We start from the raw sequence: 22346 nt of genomic DNA on the forward strand, positions 1-22346 counted from the left end.
AGGCTCACTTAATGCGTAGATCAGAGATTTATTGTGCCGAATATCGCATTAGTGCGTACCCAGAAAGGGTAGGTATGGATTGGGATAACCTTTCTTCTTGTATCGCAATTTTTTCAAATTGATGGCAAAGCGACTCTGCGCGTGACTCTAGCTGCTCAGCTTGTAAGGTAACACGTTGCTCAATGCTCTCACCTAGTTTTTCCATACGTTGCTCAAAGGTGTTGAAGTCACCATTGGCTTGTTTCATTTCAGAGCCAATGGACATAAGTAAGGTACCGATTGACTCAAACATAGCACTTTTCACCGCACTTTCGACACGAGACTCAAATTCATGCTCAAACTTTTCACCAAAGTTTGACATCACTTCTTCACCCATCACAAAGCTCCCTTCTTGATAAAAGGTATTGTGGACCTCATCGTTGAGCTCGTCTAATAAGCCAGATAAGTCATCTAAGCTGTTTAGATCAAAAGCCGTTGCTACCTCATCGAGTGCGACACTGGCGATGCCGACAGCTTCAGTTGCTACATCAGCGACTTTTGGTAGCTCTACACGCAATGTTTCTGCATAGAGTGCAAGTGCTCTTTGCTGTTCTGGTGTGACTTGGATGTCTTGGTCATTTATATATAGCGTACCGTTTGCCGTGATCATCATTTGCTGATTGCCACTTTGCGTAATAAATACTTCTTGAGGCGTTATTTTAACATTGTTATGAAACTCTACTTGGCAATTGTCATTGGTAATCGAAAAATCATGATCATTGTGTGCATATACGGAGGTTGAAGATAAAATTGCGAGAGAAATAATTGTGTTTTTCATGGCTTAGCTCTTATTTTGTTGATGACGATAAATAATAACCAAAGATAATGCCAATATTTAAAATTAAATATAAATCAATGACTTATGGTTTTTTGTTGGCGGTGGAAGAAAATGTTTGTTAAATGTTTTAGCCAAGTTTTAGTTGTTTTCATTAATATTTAGTTTGATTGTTTTTTTTCATCGTAACGATAAAAATCATTCACTGTAAAAGTGACCTGTTTAGAGCTAAATAAGATATTAATCGGAGTATGCCTGTTTAGGTTGTGACTCCGACGTGGCAACGCGTAAGCTGATATCCGTGTTTAAAAGGTTGAGCTATTTATGTAAATAGGAGCACATCATGGGTAAAACATATTCCTATGATCCACTGGATGATGAATACCAAGATGAACTGGGTGCATTGAATGAGAAAGATGCGAACCAGCAGCGGCAAAAAGTGCGCAAAAAACTAGATGACTATCTTGAGCAAAAAAGATTGCGAAGGCATTTAGGGGATGATGACTTTGATTTTTATGACGATTGATTTTGTAGTAACAGGGCGCAAAAAATTGCGCCTCTTTTATTATCGATGACGTGCAAGATAATTAATCTTTAAACGACTTATGACAGTCTTTACAGCCTTTTGCCCAATTTCTAAAAGCACTTGCTATCTCCTTTTTATCCCCAGATTCTGAAGCGGTAGCGAGCTCTTGCGCATATTGTGCAAACTTAGACGCTTTTTCGTCAAATGTCTTTCTGTCGCTCCAAATTGCAGGTAATGCGCTGGTGTCGCCTTTATCAGAGCCTGCAACAAATGCCTCCCATGGCATGCTCGAAAGCTGTGCGGCATTATGGGCGCGTTGCTTGAACCGTTCGGCATCAAAAGGCACTTTCCCCTTAAGCATGTCACCCATGTCGCCGATTTGATAGCGGATGAGCTGAAACGCCGCTTTACGATATTCAATTGCGTCTTCTTTTTCTTCAAAGAGTGTATTGGCGTTTACTTGCATGCTCATTCCTGCAAGCAGCGCTAATAATGTTAATGACTTCTTCATGCGTTGCCCCTTAAATAAATAGTCCCTACCTTTTTAAGGGTTTCTAATATATTTAGCAAGATTATTAGGCTAATAACGAGACGCGTTAAAATTGATGAAAATAATTTGTTGCTTTTTGGGGTACTGATTTTTCATGTGTTTACATATGTGTCATCGATGGTTTGTTTACTTTCGTTTACATAGGTGTTTTTTGTTAATTAACAATAACTTGTGAACTTGAATAAAATTAAAGTTTAAAAAATGTAACTTAATTGAGTTTCCATTATTGCAATTAACCATGTAGTCACATTATATTGATGAGTGATTCTACTCTCTTAATTATAAATAAACACCAAATTAAACAAAAAGTCCTAGGGGAAACTATGGCCAAGTATTCATTCAAAGCGACAGCGGTAGCTATAGCTGTTTCAGGCGCACTGACAACAGCGACAGCAGGCGCTGCGACAGCAGAAAATCATGTCCGTGCACTTAGTACAGATGTAACTAAATTTACACAAACTGCAAAGCAAGAAACACGTATTACTGCTTTTATGGTGGTCTTAAAGCAAGAAACGGCTGCTGACCTCATGGAGCGTGGTAACTACTCTGTTAGTGATGCACGTGCCACGTATGCGTCAATTGAAGCTGCACAGCAAGACGTTACTCAGCAGCTTGTGGAAGAGGTTGAGGGTATTAAGGTAGTTGGCTCAACTAAGCTACTTGCATCTACTTTAATCGTTGAAGCATCAGCAGAAGCGCTAGCGAAAATTAAAAATAATAAAAATGTGGCGCGTATTCTACCACTTCGTGATTACGAGCTTCATGTTGCCGATGCTAATGATTACATCAAAGCCGCACCAGTAAACTTGTCTGGTTATACAGGTGAAGGTCAAAGAGTTGCTGTACTAGACACTGGTCTTGATTACACGCACGCAGCATTTGGTGGTGAGGGCACAAAAGAAGCTTATGAAGCAGCTCAGTCAGATCCAAGAGCGGTAACATGGCCACAAGGTCAGGCTATTGGTGGTTATGACTTCATACGTGACGACCCAGATCCGATAGAGAATGATCCTAACTTCCCAGATCCAACAAGCCCTGGTGATGGTGCGTCTTCGCACGGTACGTCTGTATCTCACTCAGTAACAGGTATCGCACCAGATGTTGAGCTTTATGCATATTCAGTTTGTGGCGGCGGTTGTCCGTTTGCAGCTCAGTTAGGTGCATTAGAAGCTGCAATGGATCCAAATGGTGACGGTGATATCAGTGACCGAGTTGACGTTATTAACATGTCACTGGGCGGTGAATTCGGTTCAACTGTGACCTCTGAAATGGACGGTACACAATACCTTATTCATAAGTTCGTTAAGTTAGGCACAAATGTTGTTATCTCTGCAGGTAATGATGGTAATAACCCATTCCGTATTGGTGGCCCAAGTACGACACCAAATGCACTATCTGTCGGTGCAATGGGTCACCCAACGATTAATGACCTGTTTGCTGTTGGTACAGTTGCTGGCAATCGTGTTGAAGTAGGTACTGCCGGCTTTGGCTTCCAAGGTGAATTTGCGTTTTCTAACGATGATGTTGAGATTGTATATCCGGATGCAGCGCCAGAAGGTTGTTTAGTTGAAGATCAAAACAACCCTGGTGTATTTTTAAATCCTTTCGCGGGTATGGACTTTACAGGCAAAGCCGTACTGATTGACCGTGGTTCATGTGCATTCACTGAGAAAGCACTTAATGCCCAAGAGCAGGGTGCTACTTACGTTATTATCGCAAATAATGGTCCAGGTGAAGCGCCTGGTCTAGGTGGTTCGAACCCTGCGGTAACAATTCCTACGATTTCTGTTCAGCAAGCAGTAGGTACGCAAATCAAAGAGATCCTTGCTACAAATCAGCAGCCAGAGTTCAGCTTTAGTGTTGAATCACACCTTGCGATTGATACTGTTGCTGATTTCTCATCACGCGGTCCTTCAATGGATGGTTTACTGAAACCAGAAATTACTGCACCTGGTGTGAATATCCAAGTTGCAGCTACAGGTACGTATACCGAGCTAGCTGGCGCAACAGGTACTTCTTTCTCTGGCCCAATTACAGCGGGTGCTGTTGCTCTAGTACGTGAAGCAAGACCAGAGTTAAATGCTGAAGAAATCAAAGCAGTTCTGATGAACACAGCAAACCTAAATGTGATTATGGAACCTACAACTGTCTCAGCTGAGTCAGTATTGGCGCCTATCAGTTTAATCGGTGCAGGCTTGGTTGACGTAGAAAAAGCGGTTGCTTCAGAAGCGGTTGCTTGGGTTGCGCAAGAAGAGTTTGATACGAACCAAGGTGCATTGTCATTCGGTTTTGACGTACTTGATGAGACGACTTCTTATACTAAAACGGTAACACTTAAAAACTTCTCAGATGAAGCGAAAACGTATAGCTTACGTAAAGAAGCGCGTTACGCTAATGATGACGAAACAGGCGCTCTAAGCTGGGATTATCCAGAAGAAGTAACGGTACCAGCAGGTCAAGCTATCGAGTTTGATGTCACTATTACGATTGACCCAAGCAAGCTGCCTGAATGGGATTTACCAAATCCACAAGATTATGATGGTCAAAAAGCAAGACCGACTGCGTTGACATTGTCAGAGTTTGACGGTGCACTTATCTTTGATGATGCGTCGACAGACGGCGATCATGATATTCACCTTGTTTATCATGTGCTACCAAAAGCTGCTGAATCTCTAGAGTTTAGCTATGACGATGATAACAAATTAGCCGTAGTTAACACTGGCTTCGATACTCTGCCGATATACACAGAGCAGCTTGTTGCTATGAATAGCGAAGCTGGAGAGGGTGATGAGGCTTTCGCAATTAAAGGGGTTACATTTACTGCCGCAGCATCTCAAGAGTGTGGTTCTGGTGCTGTTTTCTCTGCGTCAGTTGTCTTAGATGATGAACTGTTAATGCACCGTCAAGCAGGTTATCAAATAAATCTTGATATCAATAATGATGGTGTTCATGACTATGCGTTAGCAAACTATAATGATGTGGGCAGAAGTGCTGCAGTCATTGGTCGTATGAGAACGGTAAGTGGCCCTATATTTGACGGTAATCCAGCTTGGGCATTCTTAACTGCTGGTTATCATCAAAGTGGTACAGACACTGTTACTTTCTCAGGCTGTACGGATATCATCGGTTTAACGGCAGCTAATTTCTCTAACGATACTCAGCAAACAATCATTGGTGTTGAAGCGTTAGTTGGTTATGACAACTATCAATTAGGTATTTCGTCAGTAACAGATTCTATCGCTGGTACTGCGAATTTCACTAACTTTGCACCTGCAGTGTTAGAGGATGCATCAGGTCAACGTGTAACTCGCTTAGAGCCTGGTCAAAAAGCGTATGTTAACGCAGTTGGTGCGTTTGCTATCGCAAGTGACAACGGCATTGTGACTGCAGTTACAGAGCAAAACTTAGCAGGCCCAACAGAGCCAGAAACACCTGCACCTGAAATTGTTGAAGCATCATTCGATGTTGCTGAAAACACTGAAGCAGGTACTGTTTTTGGTCAAATTGAACTTGTTGAGCATGAAGGCAGTGTTGATATCTCTGAGTTCCTAGTGCGTTCGAGCAACCACGCAGGTGTGACTGTGTCTAAATCTGGTGAGTTAGTAGTTGCAAATGGTGATCTGCTTGACTATGAAGCTGGTCACATGGCGACGCTTTCAGTTGTTGCGATTGATGTTGAAGGTAACATTTCTGATGAAGCAGAAATTGCCGTAAACATTACAAACGAAATTGATACAGACGAAGAGAAAGCACCATATATCGCAGAAGACCAAGAGTTTGACGTTCAAGAGAACGCAGAAGCGGACACTGTGATTGGTCAGCTTGAGTTTATGGACCAAGACGACAATGTTGTCGAGTTCAAAGTTGAAGGCACTGACGCTATTGCAATCGATGCTGATGGTCAAATCACAGTGGTAGGTGAAGTAGACTTCGACGCAGGCGAAACAATTGAAGCAACTGTGGTTGCTGTGGATGCTGACGATTTAGAGTCTGAAGCGGTAACTGTCGTATTCAACGTAGAAGAAGATGAGTACGAAGGTAAGCCGATGATTGACGAAGGTCAGAGCTTCAATATCGAAGAAAACAGCCCAATTGGTACAGTGATTGGTCAGCTTGCTTTCTCTGACTTTGACAATGATGTTGTTGAGTTCATGGTATCTGGTAGTGCACTTGTTTCTGTAAATGAGCAAGGACAAGTACTTGTTGCTGGTAACCTAGACTTTGAGTTTGACCGCCAGTTCAGCTTTGACGTGAAAGCGAAAGACGCACAAGATAAGTATTCAGATACGGTTCGTGTTGAGATTCGCTTGATTGATGTTGATGAAGACAACGATGACGATGATGATTCAGGTTCATTAGCTTGGTTAACATTACTTGCTGCACCATTTGCTGCACTACGTCGCCGTAAGCAAAAGTAATTTGTTTATATCAACTTAGGTTGATAATCATAAAATGAAAAACACCGGCATTAGCCGGTGTTTTTTTATGTGTGGTGAAAGCTGTAACAATGCATGGTGAAAAGAGGGGCTTGTCCTTCCTTGTTTTGTTTTTCACCTTATTGAAGGCATTAGAGGTTAGTCAATATTGTAATTTAACTACCCTATGTCTTTGAAAATCATACCGCGTCGCATACTGCGTGTCGCTAACATGACCTCAGCCAATAGCGCTAAAAAAGCGCCTATTAAGAGCAACATCGCGGCGATGAAGCAGCTTGAAATTGTCACACCAAGTGCCCAGGTATATAAATGGGAAATAAATAACAAGACGACGACAGCACACACCATGAGTGCACTGAGCACACTCATACTAAATGCGACATGGATACAGCGAGATCGTTTTAATAAAGCACGCATCTCTTGTGTGAAAGTAAAGTGTAATGCCTCATCCAAGTTTGCATTGAGCTTTCTATCAAGCAGCCTTGCCCTGTCAGTGATCCGTGCTAAACGATTAGATAACACCCCAAGAAAAGCGGCAATACCCGTTAATAAAAAAACGGGTGCAACCGCGGTTTGGATAACTTTGGCCATCGTTAAAATGCTGACCACATCTGTATTTAATTCCACTTGACCTGCTCAATAATATTGTCTGTTTCGCCTATTAAAGTGTTAACTACACGGTTATTTTCATCAAGTAGTATTAGGCGAGGTACGCCTTTATTCGCATATCGGCTGTATATAGTGCGTTTTTCATCGCTGATAAGTGGAAAGGTCACATTATATTCTTGAGCAAACTGCATGAGAGTGTCGGTGTTCTCTTCTCGACCAATAGCTAGAATAGTCAGTGTTTTGTCCTCGATGAGCTTAGATGCATTGAGCTGCTGAAACAGACGTTGGGAGTCAGAGCACCATGTCGCAAAAAGTATGACTAACTTTTTTGCTGATTGATCATGCAAATTAACCGTTTGACCATGGATGTCTGTCAAGGAAAGGTGTTTAAACACTTCCCCTTGGCTTATGTAGGTTTCATAATCAGGGTTTGGTGTCACTTCTGTGGTGCCACATGCACTGATCGATAAACATAAAGCAGCGGCTGTGCCGATTGTGAATAGACTTTTTATCATTGTGTATTTCCTTATGTTAGGCTGGCGTTATTTACGCGTATTTTGCATCACTTAGCAAGCTTTGTGGTGGGCATTTTTTGGCAGGGTTGTTGTTTTTTATATATGGCTTATTTCAGTCTTTTCTTTAGCGCCTTCATTGCCGCTACTTTACTACCTGCGTCATCGGAATTGTTGCTTTCGGGCATGGTGGTTAAGCAAACAGGCTTGTTGTGGTTACTATGGTTGAGTGCGACTTTAGGCAATGTGCTTGGTAGTTGCGTGAACTATTATTTAGGCACTCAGGTCGATAGATTAAGCCACCGTCGTTGGTTTCCAGTATCTCCAAGTGCGTTAGAAAAAGCGCGCGGCCATTTTCAAAAATATGGCACTGTGAGCTTATTGTTTGCGTGGTTGCCCGTTATTGGCGATCCTTTAACGCTGGTTGCAGGGGTATTTAGAATAAAATTCGGTCTATTTTTGCTATTAGTGAGCCTAGGAAAGGGGTTGCGATATGCCTTGGTGATAGCGTTAGCACTGGAGCTATTTTGAATTAAAGTGAAGCCTTACAGTTGCCGCTATAAGGCTTTACCAATATCAATCAATATTACGCTTTTTTTGCCACTCTAATGTTAATGATACGGAATCTGCAAACCTCAATGCATGAGGTTTATCTACCCGTACGCGTGCAAACGTAACATCCGGGTGAATATGGCATTGTGCCAAGATATCGGCCACGAGTTTTTCTAATAATAAGAAGTGCCCGTTTTCTACTAACTTGATAACTGACTTGGTGATCGTTTTATAATTTAACGCATGTTCTACTTCATCTAATTGCACACACTCAGTATCGGCTGGGTAATGTATTTCGATATTGATGACAACATCTTGTTTCTTTTCACGCTCTTCTTCGTTAAATCCGATAAAAGTACGTAGTCTCAGGTTAGTTATATTGATAATTGCATTATGCATCATGGCCTATCCTTGCAAGCTAGCCGTGTTTTACGAGTTGTAAAAACTCGTTACGCGTTTTTGCATCTTCTCTAAAGTTACCTAGCATGACTGAAGTACGCATTTTCGAGTTTTGTTTCTCAACACCGCGCATCATCATACACATATGTTTTGCTTCAACAATGACCCCCACACCTCTTGCGCCTGTCACTTCTTCAACCGCTTTAGCAATTTGGTGAGTGAGTTGCTCTTGGATCTGAAAACGACGAGCAAACATGTCTACTATTCGAGCAAACTTGGATAAGCCTAACACTTTACCATTTGGAATGTAAGCAATGTGGCAACGCCCCACAAAAGGCAGTAGGTGATGCTCGCACATTGAGTACAGTTCGATATCTTGGATGAGGACCATATCATCTGCATCAGATGAAAATACGGCATTGTTGGTGATTTCATCCAGTGTTTGTCGGTAGCCTTGAGTTAGATACTCCATTGCTTTGGCAGCGCGTTTGGGCGTATCTAGTAGGCCTTCGCGATCGACATCCTCACCTACCGCGCTAATGATCTCTTTATAACTGTTTTTTAAATCTTCATGCATAATATGACTCACAATTCATTATCTGATGCGTTCAAGCGAATTATCGCGTCGCTTAAACTTATTTGAGGTGTCTTCCACCATCTACGGCAAGTGTTCTACCTGTTATATAGTTGCTATTGAGCAATAGCTCAATGCTCGCAATGACTTCTTGGCATCCTGGTTCAATACCCATTAAAGACTTTTGCAGTGTTTTTGCTTTATAGGCCTCATCATCATGTTCATTAAAAATAATGAGCGATGGCGAGACAGAATTGACTTTAATGTTTGGGGCATATTTTGCTGCAAATGAACGGCTCAAGTTGTCTAAGGCGGCTTTGCTGGCAGCGTAGGCTATGTGCTTGGGGCTGCCTTTTTCTGCAACGTAGTCTGTGATGTGGACAATATCGCTGACCTCATTTGAAGCTTGCAGTAGAGGTGCTAAGGCCATATTGAGCAAATAAGGTACTTTTGCATGAATACGCATCATGTTATCAAACAAAGCATTATGATCAGGGTTAAGTTTTTCACAGTCCCAGCTTGAAGCATTGTGAATGACTGCACGTAATGCGTTGGTGTGCTCTGTTATTTTCTCTACAAGTTGCGCTATTGCATCTGGCTCATTGAAGTCGACTTGGATACATGTCACACCGTTTGCCTCTAACTCATCGACACTGTTATGTCGTGTACGGTAAGTCACAATCAGCGGTATATCAGCAGAAATAAAGTGCTTTGCAAGTGCAAGCCCGATACGTTGTGCTCCACCTGTAATTAAAATTGGGGCTGCCATTATGTTTCCTTAAAAAGTGGTGTCTTGTGACTATAAGCTTGGTGAAAAAATCAGAATATGCTGTGCTTATGGCACCATCACTGACACATTTGCCAAATTAATACGGGACGAGTTGCCTTTGTGATCACTAACTTAGCATGGGTTTTCATTGACTGCATAGCACCTTGTTACTTTTTTGTTAAAGTGAGCGCTCTGCCATACAAAAATAAAAAAGGGTGCAAAGTGCACCCTATCTATAGACAAATTCAGTGCCTATGCTTGCTCATCATACACTGTTGGAATAGGTTGTCGCTTGTGCTGCGTGCGCAGATAAATAGCAACAAGCTTATCTTCAACTTCTTGTGTAACGGGCTGGCCTTCCAAGAAGTCATCAATGTTGTCATAGCTCAATCCGAGTGCATCTTCATCAGCCAGACCTGGTCGGTCACATTCTAAATCAGCAGTAGGTACTTTATCGACGAGCTGCGCAGGTGCGCCCAATTGTGCGGCAAGTGCACGCACTTGGCGCTTTGACAAACCAAATAACGGTGCTAAATCACAGGCTCCATCACCAAATTTAGTATAAAACCCAGTGATATTTTCTGCGCTGTGGTCCGTGCCAACTACAAGACCGGCGCTTAAACCTGCAATCTCATATTGTGCAACCATACGTTGTCTTGCTTTCACGTTACCTTTAACAAAATCAATTTGGGTCTGCTGAGGTAGCGTCAGATCCGCGTCAGTCATCGCTTGCATAGCCTGCTCATGCATGGCATCTGCAGCTGGCTTGATATTGACAGTCAGTCGCTTCGAAGGTTGTATAAAGTCCATCGCTAGCTGCGCTTCATCCTCGTCGGCTTGTACACCGTAAGGCAGTCGCATTGCAATAAACTGATAAGATTTATCAGGATGGGCTTGATTCAATTCATCAACTGCTAGTTGGCAAAGACGACCACAAGTTGAAGAGTCAACACCACCGCTGATCCCAAGAACAAGGCTTGTGCAGTGTGCAGATAGCAAACGCTGCTTGATAAACTGAACGCGACGTGTGATCTCTTCTGTCACGTTGATGCTAGGTTTAACTTTCATTTCGGCAATTATTGCGTCACGCATTGAATATCCTCAGGCCTATTTATTTTCTTCACAAATAGTGTAATTGATCCACAAGTCTCTGGGCAATGATGTTTTTAGTTAAAGTCCAAGATGTTGCTTTATGGCGTTAAGCTCGGCTTTTAACTGATTTATTTCCTCTAGCAACGTATTTAGTTCATTTGGATTATTGATATCACCCTGTGTTGACGTTTGTGGTTCTGGTGCATCACCAAATAAATGTTGATAGCGACTTTCGCGTTTGCCAGGCTCACGCTCTAGTTTCACCACAAGTTCTTTTTCTTGCAGTTGAGTGAGTGCCGTTTCAACTTCACTGACATTGCTAAATTCAGCCAAGCGACCACTGCGGGTTCGCAACTCCCCTGGTGTTTGTGGGCCGCGAAGCAACAGTAAGCAAACAATGGCACGTTGTTGCTCGTCTAGTTGTAAGCTACTGAATTCTGTATTACAAAAGCGGTGTGTATATTTAGTCACACGTCCCGATAATGCCTCGTCACACATTACTAGGCGCTGCGTTTTAAGTTGTTCTAAGCCATCTAATACCTCTGATTCAGTCAGCGAAAGTACCGGCTCTCGATTGGACTTTTGATTGCATGCATTGGTGAGTGCATTCAATGATAGTGGATACTGATCAGGTGTGGTGGTTTCTTTTTCTAGTAGGCAGCCAATTAAGCGCTGTTCTATGGTAGTGAGCTTCATAGTTTCCCTTTTCAAATCGTATCGTAATATGAAACGTGGCCGCGCTTAATTGTGACAAACTGAATGTACGCACGCAAAGCTCAGACCATTAAATTAGCTTTACTCTATGCTATTTAAGGATATTTTCCTAGTTGTGCTGGTCCACTCTTGAAGTGATTTTGTCAGTAAATCAAAATCGATTGGCTTGCTTAAATACGCATCCATGCCTGCGGCAAGGCACTTCTCTTCATCACCTTCCATCGCGTTTGCAGTGAGAGCAATGATGACAGTATCTTTATGATGTGTGCCCCCTTTACCTTGACGAATAACCTGTGTGGCTGTGTATCCATCCATTTCAGGCATTTGGCAATCCATCAAAATGATATCGTAAGGTTGCTCTGTCTTTTGTAAGTGTTCAATGGCTAAACGACCATTGGCGGCGCAGTCTGCTTTGATCCCAATTTTCGAAAGTAAGCTCAGTGCCACGGTTTGATTGATTTTATTGTCTTCAACGAGTAACACCGAACAATTTAAGTGTATGTTTTGGCTTTCCTGCTGTGCAGTGTGCTGTTTTTGCACCAGTGCCAGTGCGGTTGCAGGGGTTAATGGGGCAAGCACTGTGTTGCATTCATGCACTTTTGGCAGTGCCGCTAATTCATCTGGGGTATGGCACAAAATAGCATAGTGGAGTTGATGTTTTTTGATAAATGAGAATAAAGCTTGAGAAATCAACTCGGAACTCTGTGTGAGGACTGTGGCTGTTACTATGAGTGCTGGATGGGTGTTACTTTGTGATTCGCAGAACTCTAGCGCATCGGGGATGGTTAAAAAATGCTCTGTCGGAACTCGCCATGCATTGAGCATATGTCTGGCACTTAGCTCAGTTTGTGGGTGTTGATCGATAATGAGTAGGTAATCACTGGTACTTTCGATCGCTTTTATGGGTTGCGCATCTTGTAGTTCAATATAAAAAGTAAAGGTACTCCCCACGGAGAGCTTGCTGTACGCATGTAAAGCGCCACCAAGTAATTCGCACAGCTGTTTTGCAATGGTGAGCCCAAGCCCCGTGCCACCAAACTTACGCGTTGTGGAGGGATCTGCTTGTGTGAAAGAATCAAATATTTTATCTAGCTGCGCCTTACTGATCCCAATGCCGGTATCTTCAATGCTGCACCAAAGGCGCGTATTTTGATTGCTTTGCTCAGTGTAGCAAGTCAAGGTTATCTTGCCGTTTTCAGTGAATTTAATGGCATTACTGATCAAATTATTTAATATCTGCTTTAAGCGATGGGGATCTGTATTGGCAAATTGATACTGCATATTACGACTATCGAGGAACAGCTCGGTATGCTGATCAATGGCCTTCGGCGCAAAGGCAGCAAAACAATCACTGATAATTTGAATGAGATCGCATTGCACAGTGTCAATCGACATTTTCCCTGCTTCGATCTTAGAGAAATCGAGGATATCGTTAATGATGGTCAATAAAGACTCTGCAGAGCTTTGCGCCAGCGTGACGTGGCGTTTTTGCCCGTCATTTAAGTTTGAGCTGTTAAGAATATTAAGCATGCCTAAAATGCCGTTCATCGGCGTACGTATTTCATGACTCATACTGGCTAAAAAGGATGCCTTTACTTTGGCTGATTGCTCGGCTAGTTCTTTTTCTATCACAGCTTGATGTTGTGCTTGCTGTTGCTGTTGACTGCTAAACAGGCTCGCGAGCATGGCTGCGATGGCTTTTAAAAATCGCTTGTCACTTTGCGTCCACTGTGGATAAGCAGTGTTAAACTCTGCGGTTAATGCGCCGTACAAGGTATCCTTAAAGAAAATAGGAACAAATACAATGGCATCGATCTCGAATGGGGATAAATATTGCTCATTGATCGCACGCGTGACCGAATGGCTTTTGGCTGACCAGGCTTCAATGGTGTGCCTACTTATTAAAGCATTAAATAAAGCGGCCTGAGATGTTCTGCGCCATGGTGGATAGTGTTGTAAGCTGTCCTTTTTAGTATTGCTAAAGCAAGCAGGATATAGATGGGTTTGCTCGTCATTAAACAGCCAAATACTGGCTCGTGTCGCCCCAACGCCTTGGCAAATGGTGTCTATACAAAGCTCTTGAGCACGATCTATATGGCTATTTAAAATGGCTTCATGTGTGCTGAGTTGTGCCAATAATTCATTATTTTTAGCAACCTTTTCGTGTTCAACTTCCATGGTTTTACGTTGATGAATATTTTGAATAGAGCCAAACACTTCAAGGGTCTTACGACCGGATGTTTTCGTTTGAGCTTTGATCAGAACCCAGCAAGGCGATCTGTCTTTTGGGACGATTAAAAATTCACCTTGGAAGCTTTTCCCGTTTTTGATTGCTAAGCTCATGGCGTCTTGAAAACGCTTTCTTTGGGCGCCTTCTTTGAAAAATTCGGTACTGCCCATCCAAGTTGGTTGGTAATGAGGTGGTACATTAAAAATCTGCTGTGTAACGGTAGACCAGTTAATATGATGGCTGCTGAGCTCGACTGACCAAGCACCGACTTCTGCCAAAGATCCCATACTGGTCAGTGAATTTGCTTGATCTTCGAGTTGTTTTAATAGTCGTGTAAAGAAGACAAAGGCGACCATAAAAATGATCACAATAGTGAGTAATGCAAGACGAAATGGCCACAGGGCTGATTCTTCTCCAGACCAGCCAAACCGAGGTGCTGCATAGAGTACCCAAGAGCCAGATGGTACGTTAATTTCAAAGGTTAATGGGTTAAGTTGCTGAATATCACTTGTACCATAAAAATAGGCGCCCTTTGTACCACGGGCATGTTGTCCGCGTATGGCGATTTGATAGCTGTCTTCAAGTTCACTGAGCTGCGTATTTTGATACAGTTTTTGCATATCAATGACTACAGAAAGCAGCCCCCAAAATTGACGATCAGCATCATAAACAGGTACGCGCGCTATGAGGGCGTCTCCACCTTGCAAGAGTTTTAGTGGACCTGCCAATACAATCTCACTGGTTCGCTGTGCTTGCAATGCCTCGATCCGTTGGGTGGGGTGGGTACGATAGTTTAACCCAAGGGCTTTCTCATTCCCTTCTAGCGGATAGATGAATTTTAATATCATATCTGGGGCGGCGCCCAAATTGCGTAACACCTCATCGGTTTCAAAGAGAGGTGCAGCGATCTTGGCAAATTTTTCTTGGGTCAGGGTTTGTTCATTACCCAATGCAATTGCAAGCCCCCGAACGAGCTGAATATTGGCAGCCAACTGTCCTTCGATTCGTGTCCGATATACATTCACTTGCTCGTAAGTGCGGTTTTTTTGAACTTCAATGAGGTGTTTATAATTTACTCGATCGACATACCATCCTGTGGCAATGATCACAGTTAACAGTATGAGCACTCCGAGCTTTGATAAGATAGCTTTCCTTGGCGGCACAACATTCTCTGATTGCATGTCTGGTCTGTCGGTTCCATGAATATGATAACTATAGTTGGCTTGCTAAAAAGTCGCCAAACCAAAGTGCTTTAAATGAATTGCAAAAAAAGCATGATAGGTTGATTGATGTTGACGTGTTTTTGAATCTGCTTCATTGACTTGCTATAACTGAGGGGCAAGTTGCTCTATGGCTTAGGGGCGCAGGTACTCGCTCACTCAAATAAAGGAAGGTATATGCTGAAATGGTTAAAGATAGGTATTTCAATTGCGGTGATAGGGGTACTCGCTGTGACTGCAATGATTTATGGTGTGCTCTCGTTGAGTTTGCCCGCGCTGGATGGGCATGCAAAAAGTCAGTCTCTAACAGCGCCAAGTACGTTGAGTCGAGATGGTATTGGGCAGGCCGTGATCACGGCAAAAAGCCGCCAAGATGCGGCTTTTACTCTAGGGTATGCCCATGGTCAAGATCGCTTTTTTCAAATGGATTTGTTGCGACGAAATGCAGCAGGAGAGCTTAGTGAGCTATTTGGGGAAGGCGCACTCGAGCTTGATAAATCGCTGAGATTCCATCAATTTCGCCAGCGCAGTGAGCAGATTATTGCAGCAATGAGTAAGGCGGAGCGTATCTTGCTCGAGGTATATGCGCAGGGCGTTAATGAAGGCCGAGCGCAAGCCGGTATGTTGAGTTTTGAATATTTACTGTTGGGCACTGAGCCGCGTCCATGGCAGCCAGCTGACTCATTGCTGGTCATTTTTAGCATGTATTTAGACTTGCAGGCAGCCACGTTTAAACGAGATAAAACTTTAATCCATATTGCCGAGCAGTTTGGTCAGCAGATGGTTGATTTCATATTGCAGCCGAGTCAATATCAGGCTGCGCTAGATGGTAGTCTACTCGCCATGCCTGCTGTGCCTATTCCAACCCTAGATAAGCAAAATTTGTCTGTTAAACAGATCCCTCACATTGCTGAAGCCCCTTTATTTGGCAGTAATAACTGGGCTGTGATGGGTAGCTTAACGTCAACAGGGGCTGCCATGGTATCTGATGATATGCACCTTGGCCTCAATGTGCCCTCAATCTGGTACCGTGCCCAATTGAACTATCAAACTGAATCTGCCGAGCCAGTTACTGTGACTGGGGTAAGCTTACCTGGAGTGCCCGCAATTGTGGTGGGCAGTAATGACAAAATTGCTTGGGGTTTTACTAATGGTTACCTAGACACCGCAGATTGGATAGAGTTGTCTGAGCAAGCGCCTCTGCAAAGCATAAATGAAGAGATTAAATTACCAAATGGCCAAGTGCATACTTATACTTTGTCGCTCAGTAGATTTGGTCCCGTTAAGGCGTTTAACGGTAAGCAGTATGCGCTGCAGTGGGTAGCGCATCAGCCTTATGCGGTTAATTTAAATTTGTTGCAGCTAGAAACCGCAGAGTCTGTGGTGCAAGCACTGAATATCGCCCCGCATGTTGGCATTCCAGTACAGAACTTAATGGTGGTTGATAAGCAGGGCAATGCCGCGTGGCGTCCTATTGGTGCCTTGCCATCGCGGGTGTTTCCGAGTGATTTGGCGGTCTCGGCTAATCGCGCTGAGTTACCCTTATGGCAGCAAAATGAACTTGTTCGGCCACAAGTGATTAACCCTGATAATGGTAAGTTATGGACGGCGAATTCACGTGTTATGTCGGCACTGGAGCACCGTCGTTTTGGTGATGGGGGATACGCACTTGGCGCGCGTGCGGTACAGATCCGCGATAGATTATTGGCTGATAGCCAATTTAGTGAAGCCAGCTTTAATCAGTTACAGTTAGACAATGAAGCGCGTTTTCTACTGCCGTGGCATGAACTGCTGGTTGAAACCCTAACAAACTCTCAGGCCCCTTTAGCAGATCAACAACAAATCCTAGATTACTTGGCTGATTGGCAAGCTTGTGCATGCAGTGACTCAGTAGGCTACACCTTGGTGAAGCGTTTTAGAAAGGGCGTGATTGACACCGTATTTAGCCCCATTGAGTCCTCTTTAAATGCGCAAGATGAGACGCTCAGTCACTTATCTCGGTATTTTGAGCCCGCACTTTGGCAGCTATTGGCGTCTAAACCAACAAGCTGGTTGGCACAGCATGCAGATTGGCAGCATTTACTTGAGGCTGCTTTTTCTCATTCGCAGCAAAAGCTGACAGCACGTTTTGGCAGTAATATGGCGAACTGGACATGGGGTAACGTCAATATGCTTACAGTGCAACATCCATTTAGTCAGCAGATGCCTTTTTTAAGTCGGTTTTTAGACATGCCTGCAGTCCCAGGTTTTGGCGATAGCTTTATGCCAGCAGTGCAAGGAAAGCGTTTTGGGGCATCACAGCGCTTTATTGCGCAGCCTGGATTTTTAAATAATGCCGTGATGACAGTGGCTGGGGGTCAAAGTGGTCACCCGCTTTCGCCTTATTATCGCAGTGGTTTTGATGCCTATGCACAAGGTGAATTGACGCCGTTACTGCCCAGTGAAATAAGGCATACGATAACCTTGTCTAAATAAGAAAAGCCCCATTCAAGCGCTCTGTCATACGGCTTTTAATGGGGCGCTTGTAGTACGATTTCGCCCCTGCGCTTTGCTCATATAAAGCGCATCATCGGCTAACTTGACGGCGATACGAAATGGCAGAGCTGGGGACCACTGCGCTATGCCGAAGCTCATGGTCACCTGTAAATCATGAGCATGAAATATATGTTGCGCAATATCACGTCGCAGGCATTCCACGCGTTCTTGTGCATGGTGTAAATCGCAGTTAACTAATACCAGCAAGAACTCCTCGCCTCCCCAGCGCACTGCAATATCAGACTCTTGTGTATATTTATTAATTTTTAGCGCAACTTCAATCAAAACATCATCACCAATATCGTGGCCAAATTTATCATTGATGTTTTTAAAATGATCAATATCCGCCATGATGATGGTTAATTGTTGTGACGTGTTGACACAATTTTCTTGTGCGTTGTTTATCAGCTCTTTAGCATAGCGACGGTTAAATAAACTCGTTAAAGGGTCTTTGGCGGCCAGTTGTGCAAGCTGATAACGGTTGGAGAAGGTCACTTCACGAATATGGCCAATGGTGTAAATACTAGGTATGGCACAGATCAGCACGTTGATGAAATGGATGAAAGGCGCCAGTTCGCTAAATAAAAATTGGCTATTCACCTTGCCAAATAACTCGAATAAAAGTGCAAAGGTGATAATAAGCATCAAAGCCATTGCTGAAGCGATTTTAAGCTTAAGTTGGTAATCGAGTAAGATCAGGCTGGCGATTGTCCAGAGGTAATACTGAAATCCATAGTCCATGCCTAATGTGGCGCAAACAAAAATAGAGTGTAGCGTGACTTCCACGCAAAATAGCCGCAAGGCCAGATGGCTCTTATTCTGATGTAGTAGTTTGATGCCGAGTGACCAAGCGATAACACTGCCGATATTGACCACGGCTAATATCAGAATGTCACAGTACCAGAACAACACCAATAGTAAGCAATGGAGCCCTAAACAATAGTAAGCCAGCTGTTTGAAGAGCCGAATTTTAACTTGTTCGACGCTGTCTGGTTGACTGAAGTAATGTTGACGTGTTGCCACACCATGCTCATATATCTTTGATGATTAGTTGAGTATAGGAGAAGGATCACCAGCTGGACAATTGTTGCTGGTGGACTCTCAACTGTGGCTTGTGTCTTGGTATTTTTACCTCAGAGTATATCACCCATCATCACCATTATGGCTGCCAAAGCAATTAAGCAAAGACCGAATGTATCGCGTTTTTTAGGTGGTGATTTGAGCCAAAATACGGCAATCAAGAGGGTAAAAAAGACTTCAATTTGCCCCAGTGTTTTGACATAGGCGACATGTTGAAGACTCATTGCGCTAAACCAACCAATAGAGCCGATGCAGCTGCTTATGCTAATAAGTAACACCATGGGAAGGTGCGTTTTAAGCGTCTGCCACGCCTCAGGTTCTGTAATACTGGTATATAGTGACAGAATAAGTGTTTGGCAGCTTAGGACACAGAGTAAAACCCAACCTGCGCTATGTGGAAATGGCAACCCAGATGCAAGAGAAGCCTCTCTCACCCACAACGAAGTTAGCGCAAAACAGGTGCCACATAACAGTCCGAGGCAGGCGGTTTTGAGATTGAACTGTTTAAAGCTAAACCCACTGAGTAGCAATACGGCAGCGCCGCCGATAAGCACGCCTATCCAGCCTAACCATGTCAGTGCCGAACCAAAAAATAGCATGCCTAATATCGCGGCCATTAATGCTTCACTTTTTGCCAGCCCTGCGCCAATTGCAAAGTTTTTTTGTTTGAATAATATGACCATTAATGCGGTGGCAATGATTTGCATAAAGCTTGCCGCGAGTATGTAGATGATAAGCGGTTGTGAAGGGGACAGTGAGGGGGCGGGCTCAAATAAATACAAGATATATAAATACAAACCTGCAATTGGGGTAGCAAAGATAAATCGAGCAAGCGTCACCATACTTACGCTGGCATGTTGGCTTAGCTTACTTTGCAGCGCATTGCGCCAAGCTTGGCTCATAGCGGCAAGACAGGTAAATAAAATCCACCCCATAATTAACCTTGAATAAATGAGTTTTTTATTAAACTACTATTTTATAGTGCTGAATCATAATGAATTTTCGTGATGTTGAACATATCACCAGGGGACGAGCACACTGCGACAATCTGTCGCAGTGTGCTATTTTTACAAATTGCCTATACTGTGTTCGATGTTACTCATAAAGCCACTGACGTGTATTGGAGTGGCTTTATTTCCCGCCTAAATGTCTGTACATTATCTGACCTAATGTGTATTTCAACTTGATGATAAAACGAGAATAAATAGCACCTAGTTCAAACTTCAGGAGTGACTATGGCAGTCATTATTATGTGTGTGTTAATTGCGGTGATTTTGCCGTATGTAGCTAAGGTACCGATTATCATTGCGGCCAATAAAGCGGGTGGCTATGACAACAAGCAGCCCAGAGCTCAGCAAGGTCAGTTATCTGGATTGGGTGCCCGTGCTGTGGCGGCACATTATAACTGTTTTGAGTCTTTAATTGTGTTTGGAGTCGCTGTTGCTGTTACCCTCTCTACAGGGGCTACAGGCAGTGCAATTCAAAGTTTGGCTATCGCGCATATTATTGCGCGCTGTTTGTACTGTGTGTTTTATTGGACGGATTTGGATCTACTGCGTTCTCTGAGTTGGACAGTTGGCATACTTTGCCCTATTGCCATGATAGTGATGTGCTTGTAACTGTCACTGAGATGCTTGCAAGGTCAAATCACTGATGGCGATTTGACGATATTGCCCCTCGGGTAATGCGTGTGCGTCAAGCGTTAGGTTAGCGATACGAGTTCGATGTAGGTCGACAACACGACGTTCGCAGTATTTTGCCATTTTTCTTATTTGTCTATTGAGGCCTTGTTTTAAAATGATGATAAAGGTCTTGCTGGCGACTTTCTTGACTGAGCAGGGTAACGTCAGCTGCCCATCTACAGGCACTCCTTGCGACATTTTTTGGCAAAAACTCTCATCAATTTCTCTATCAACGGTCACTCTATATTCTTTCTCTTGATGTTGGTCCGGATGGATCAGTGCATGACACAATTCTCCATCATTGGTCAGCAGCAGTAAGCCACGGCTATCTTTGTCTAATCGACCTATCGGATAAACACGTGCGCCCTTTGGTAGGTGATGCACTAAACTTGCAGGGTCTTGCTCATTTAGTTTGCAGTCTACGCCTACAGGTTTGTGATACATAAACAGGAGTTTAGGTGCCAGTCCTGTAATTTTTTTGCCTTCGACGTGTATTTCGTCTTGCTCAGTGACGTGATCAATATGATTGGCTGGGCGGCCATTGACTTGCACTACGCCTTGCTCGATGAGTCTCGATGCTTGACGCCTTGAGCAGACACCACAGTGGCTGAGGTACTTAGCTAAGCGCATGGGAGGGTGATTAATTGGTTCGCTCATAGGCATTTTTTAGTAACAAGGCTGGCTGGCATGATAGCAAAATTATTGGCATATGTATTGGCACTAAACCTGACGATGAAATCTTACGTATAAGGTTAATTTGGAGGCTAAAAATGAAAATCACGCTCGCTGCGCTTGCAGATAAACCCATGATAGATAAATTTGTTGCTAATTCGCTCGAGCAGGCGCTGTATCAACTAACGGTGTGTTTGGGAGACACAGAATATGTAGTGGTGGATGCCAAAGGACATGCCATCAAGGCTCACAACCCGTTAGCACTGCAAAAGATAATTCAACATTTACCATACAAGGCAATGACATTACGCCATCAAAGCGCCTATGACGAAATGATTGGTCAACCGCTGAGACAAGGCAGCAATCAGCTTGAAGTCCCTTTCGGCGATAATAAGCTGTATTAGGTTAATGTTGAAACAATGTGTGCTTTTTTACATATTTTCGACATAAAAACTATACGATAATATTGAATACTGATATTTATCTATTTTTTGTAAGTTATTGCCTATTAAGTTTTTTATTTTTAAAGTGCGCGTCATTCATTTTTATAAATAACTTCATTTTTATTTTTTTTCACACTTTATTAAAACAATCATGCGTTTTGGGGTTACACTTAATGTAACTTGGGTTAACTTGGTGTTACTTGTTGTGGAGATCAATAAATTACAGCGGCATTTAAGTCAGCGTAGTGATCTTGTACGAGTAGGTGAACCACACGAACGTGGTCACCTGATCCCCGCTCGTGCAATTTCAAAAACGAAAACGTTACTGTCATTGGGTGTAAATGATAATTGGCGCTTCGATAGAGCGTTTCAGGCCTTAAACCCTGACTGTAAAGTGGTGGCGGTCGATCATAAGCTGAGCTTATCATCTGTGCTGAGTGAAGCATTCGGCAGTGGCTTGAAGTCATTGCACAGCGCTTTGATGGGCAAATTAAAGCAAAGCAAACTGCATGCGCAGACGATACTCAATCAAGTATTGCTTTATACCTTCTACAGCAGTCATACCCGTTTAGTGCGTCGTCGAGTGAGCAATCAAACCAATGAGTTAGACATTAGTTTGGAAACCTTGATTGCTGTTTATGGCACGCTAGATGACAATGCGACCATGTTAAATATCACGATGGGCTGTGAGCAATCTCATTTGCTTGAGGATATTATTTCATTACAAGATATGCTCAGTGTGGTGACGATTGAGTTATCACCTTTACCTGATAGTACGTGCCAAGTTGAAGCCTTTATTGATCGCATGTCGACTTGTTTTGATATTGTACATGTCTCTAGCAATGGGGTTGAAGTGGACCAGGTTACCGAGATGGCGTGCTTAGCTGCACCACTTGAGCTGACCTTTATGAATAAGCGGCTATCCAGTTAGCTCTCC

At 43.3% G+C, this 22346-nt stretch carries 20 protein-coding genes; 7 read left to right on the forward strand and 13 right to left on the reverse strand.

Annotated features, from left to right (window positions below):
- Positions 1 to 28 precede the first annotated feature (28 nt).
- A complete protein-coding gene (locus tag N477_RS12950) occupies positions 29 to 817 on the reverse strand; it encodes a DUF2884 family protein (RefSeq protein WP_063360866.1) in 789 nt (262 codons plus the stop codon).
- A 340-nt stretch (positions 818 to 1157) separates the two neighbouring features.
- Here N477_RS12950 and N477_RS12955 point away from each other — a divergent pair, with 340 nt between their 5' ends.
- Positions 1158 to 1340, forward strand: coding sequence for a PA3496 family putative envelope integrity protein (locus tag N477_RS12955; RefSeq protein ID WP_063360867.1), 183 nt, complete (start codon positions 1158 to 1160; stop codon positions 1338 to 1340).
- 61 nt (positions 1341 to 1401) lie between these two features.
- Here the strand turns inward: N477_RS12955 and N477_RS12960 are convergent, their stop codons facing one another.
- Positions 1402 to 1851, reverse strand: a complete 450-nt coding sequence (locus tag N477_RS12960; protein WP_063360868.1) for a c-type cytochrome — start codon at positions 1849 to 1851, stop codon at positions 1402 to 1404.
- 362 nt (positions 1852 to 2213) lie between these two features.
- On the opposite strand from N477_RS12960, the gene N477_RS12965 reads away from it, so the two are divergent.
- Positions 2214 to 6308 (forward strand): S8 family serine peptidase, encoded by a 4095-nt coding sequence (locus N477_RS12965; RefSeq protein ID WP_063360869.1) that lies wholly within the window; start codon positions 2214 to 2216, stop codon positions 6306 to 6308.
- 177 nt (positions 6309 to 6485) lie between these two features.
- Here the strand turns inward: N477_RS12965 and N477_RS12970 are convergent, their stop codons facing one another.
- Together N477_RS12970 and N477_RS12975 are read right to left on the reverse strand one after the other, a co-directional pair.
- Positions 6486 to 6917: a DUF2721 domain-containing protein gene (locus N477_RS12970; RefSeq protein ID WP_063360913.1), complete on the reverse strand. Its 432-nt coding sequence runs from the start codon at positions 6915 to 6917 to the stop codon at positions 6486 to 6488.
- A 26-nt stretch (positions 6918 to 6943) separates the two neighbouring features.
- On the reverse strand, positions 6944 to 7450 hold the full coding sequence (locus tag N477_RS12975) for a TlpA family protein disulfide reductase (protein ID WP_063360870.1): 507 nt from the start codon (positions 7448 to 7450) through the stop codon (positions 6944 to 6946).
- Positions 7451 to 7552: 102 nt separating this feature from the next.
- On the opposite strand from N477_RS12975, the gene N477_RS12980 reads away from it, so the two are divergent.
- On the forward strand, positions 7553 to 7978 hold the full coding sequence (locus N477_RS12980) for a YqaA family protein (protein WP_063360914.1): 426 nt from the start codon (positions 7553 to 7555) through the stop codon (positions 7976 to 7978).
- 45 nt (positions 7979 to 8023) lie between these two features.
- On the opposite strand, the gene folX is transcribed toward N477_RS12980, so the two are convergent.
- The 6 genes from folX to N477_RS13010 all read right to left on the reverse strand — a co-directional run bounded on the left by folX (position 8024) and on the right by N477_RS13010 (position 14958).
- On the reverse strand, positions 8024 to 8398 hold the full coding sequence (folX, locus tag N477_RS12985; RefSeq protein ID WP_063360915.1) for a dihydroneopterin triphosphate 2'-epimerase: 375 nt from the start codon (positions 8396 to 8398) through the stop codon (positions 8024 to 8026).
- Positions 8399 to 8417: 19 nt separating this feature from the next.
- Positions 8418 to 8975 (reverse strand): GTP cyclohydrolase I FolE, encoded by a 558-nt coding sequence (folE, locus tag N477_RS12990; protein WP_063360871.1) that lies wholly within the window; start codon positions 8973 to 8975, stop codon positions 8418 to 8420.
- Positions 8976 to 9033: 58 nt separating this feature from the next.
- Positions 9034 to 9741, reverse strand: coding sequence for a dihydromonapterin reductase (gene folM / locus N477_RS12995; RefSeq protein ID WP_063360872.1), 708 nt, complete (start codon positions 9739 to 9741; stop codon positions 9034 to 9036).
- A 252-nt stretch (positions 9742 to 9993) separates the two neighbouring features.
- Positions 9994 to 10833 (reverse strand): ammonia-dependent NAD(+) synthetase, encoded by an 840-nt coding sequence (gene nadE, locus N477_RS13000; protein WP_063360873.1) that lies wholly within the window; start codon positions 10831 to 10833, stop codon positions 9994 to 9996.
- A 78-nt stretch (positions 10834 to 10911) separates the two neighbouring features.
- The gene (locus N477_RS13005) at positions 10912 to 11529 is read right to left on the reverse strand and encodes a YceH family protein (protein WP_063360874.1); all 618 of its coding nucleotides are present in this window, start codon (positions 11527 to 11529) and stop codon (positions 10912 to 10914) included.
- 99 nt (positions 11530 to 11628) lie between these two features.
- A complete protein-coding gene (locus N477_RS13010; RefSeq protein WP_063360875.1) occupies positions 11629 to 14958 on the reverse strand; it encodes an ATP-binding protein in 3330 nt (1109 codons plus the stop codon).
- 216 nt (positions 14959 to 15174) lie between these two features.
- Between N477_RS13010 and N477_RS13015 the strand changes: the two genes are divergently transcribed.
- Positions 15175 to 17472: a penicillin acylase family protein gene (locus N477_RS13015; RefSeq protein WP_063360876.1), complete on the forward strand. Its 2298-nt coding sequence runs from the start codon at positions 15175 to 15177 to the stop codon at positions 17470 to 17472.
- A 24-nt stretch (positions 17473 to 17496) separates the two neighbouring features.
- Here the strand turns inward: N477_RS13015 and N477_RS13020 are convergent, their stop codons facing one another.
- The gene (locus tag N477_RS13020) at positions 17497 to 18555 is read right to left on the reverse strand and encodes a GGDEF domain-containing protein (RefSeq protein WP_063360877.1); all 1059 of its coding nucleotides are present in this window, start codon (positions 18553 to 18555) and stop codon (positions 17497 to 17499) included.
- Between the two features lie 110 nt (positions 18556 to 18665).
- The gene (locus N477_RS13025; protein WP_063360878.1) at positions 18666 to 19547 is read right to left on the reverse strand and encodes a DMT family transporter; all 882 of its coding nucleotides are present in this window, start codon (positions 19545 to 19547) and stop codon (positions 18666 to 18668) included.
- 300 nt (positions 19548 to 19847) lie between these two features.
- Here N477_RS13025 and N477_RS13030 point away from each other — a divergent pair, with 300 nt between their 5' ends.
- The gene (locus N477_RS13030; protein WP_063360879.1) at positions 19848 to 20231 is read left to right on the forward strand and encodes an MAPEG family protein; all 384 of its coding nucleotides are present in this window, start codon (positions 19848 to 19850) and stop codon (positions 20229 to 20231) included.
- Positions 20232 to 20234: 3 nt separating this feature from the next.
- Here N477_RS13030 and N477_RS13035 read toward each other — a convergent pair whose 3' ends face one another.
- Complete coding sequence (locus N477_RS13035) at positions 20235 to 20951, reverse strand: pseudouridine synthase (RefSeq protein ID WP_063360880.1); 717 nt, start codon at positions 20949 to 20951, stop codon at positions 20235 to 20237.
- Positions 20952 to 21064: 113 nt separating this feature from the next.
- Here N477_RS13035 and N477_RS13040 point away from each other — a divergent pair, with 113 nt between their 5' ends.
- Positions 21065 to 21370, forward strand: coding sequence for a DUF6482 family protein (locus tag N477_RS13040; protein ID WP_063360881.1), 306 nt, complete (start codon positions 21065 to 21067; stop codon positions 21368 to 21370).
- Positions 21371 to 21560: 190 nt separating this feature from the next.
- Positions 21561 to 22340 (forward strand): hypothetical protein, encoded by a 780-nt coding sequence (locus tag N477_RS13045; RefSeq protein ID WP_063360882.1) that lies wholly within the window; start codon positions 21561 to 21563, stop codon positions 22338 to 22340.
- Positions 22341 to 22346: the final 6 nt, after the last annotated feature.

This window comes from Pseudoalteromonas luteoviolacea H33-S (assembly GCF_001625695.1).
GTDB classification, from domain to species: domain Bacteria; phylum Pseudomonadota; class Gammaproteobacteria; order Enterobacterales; family Alteromonadaceae; genus Pseudoalteromonas; species Pseudoalteromonas luteoviolacea_B.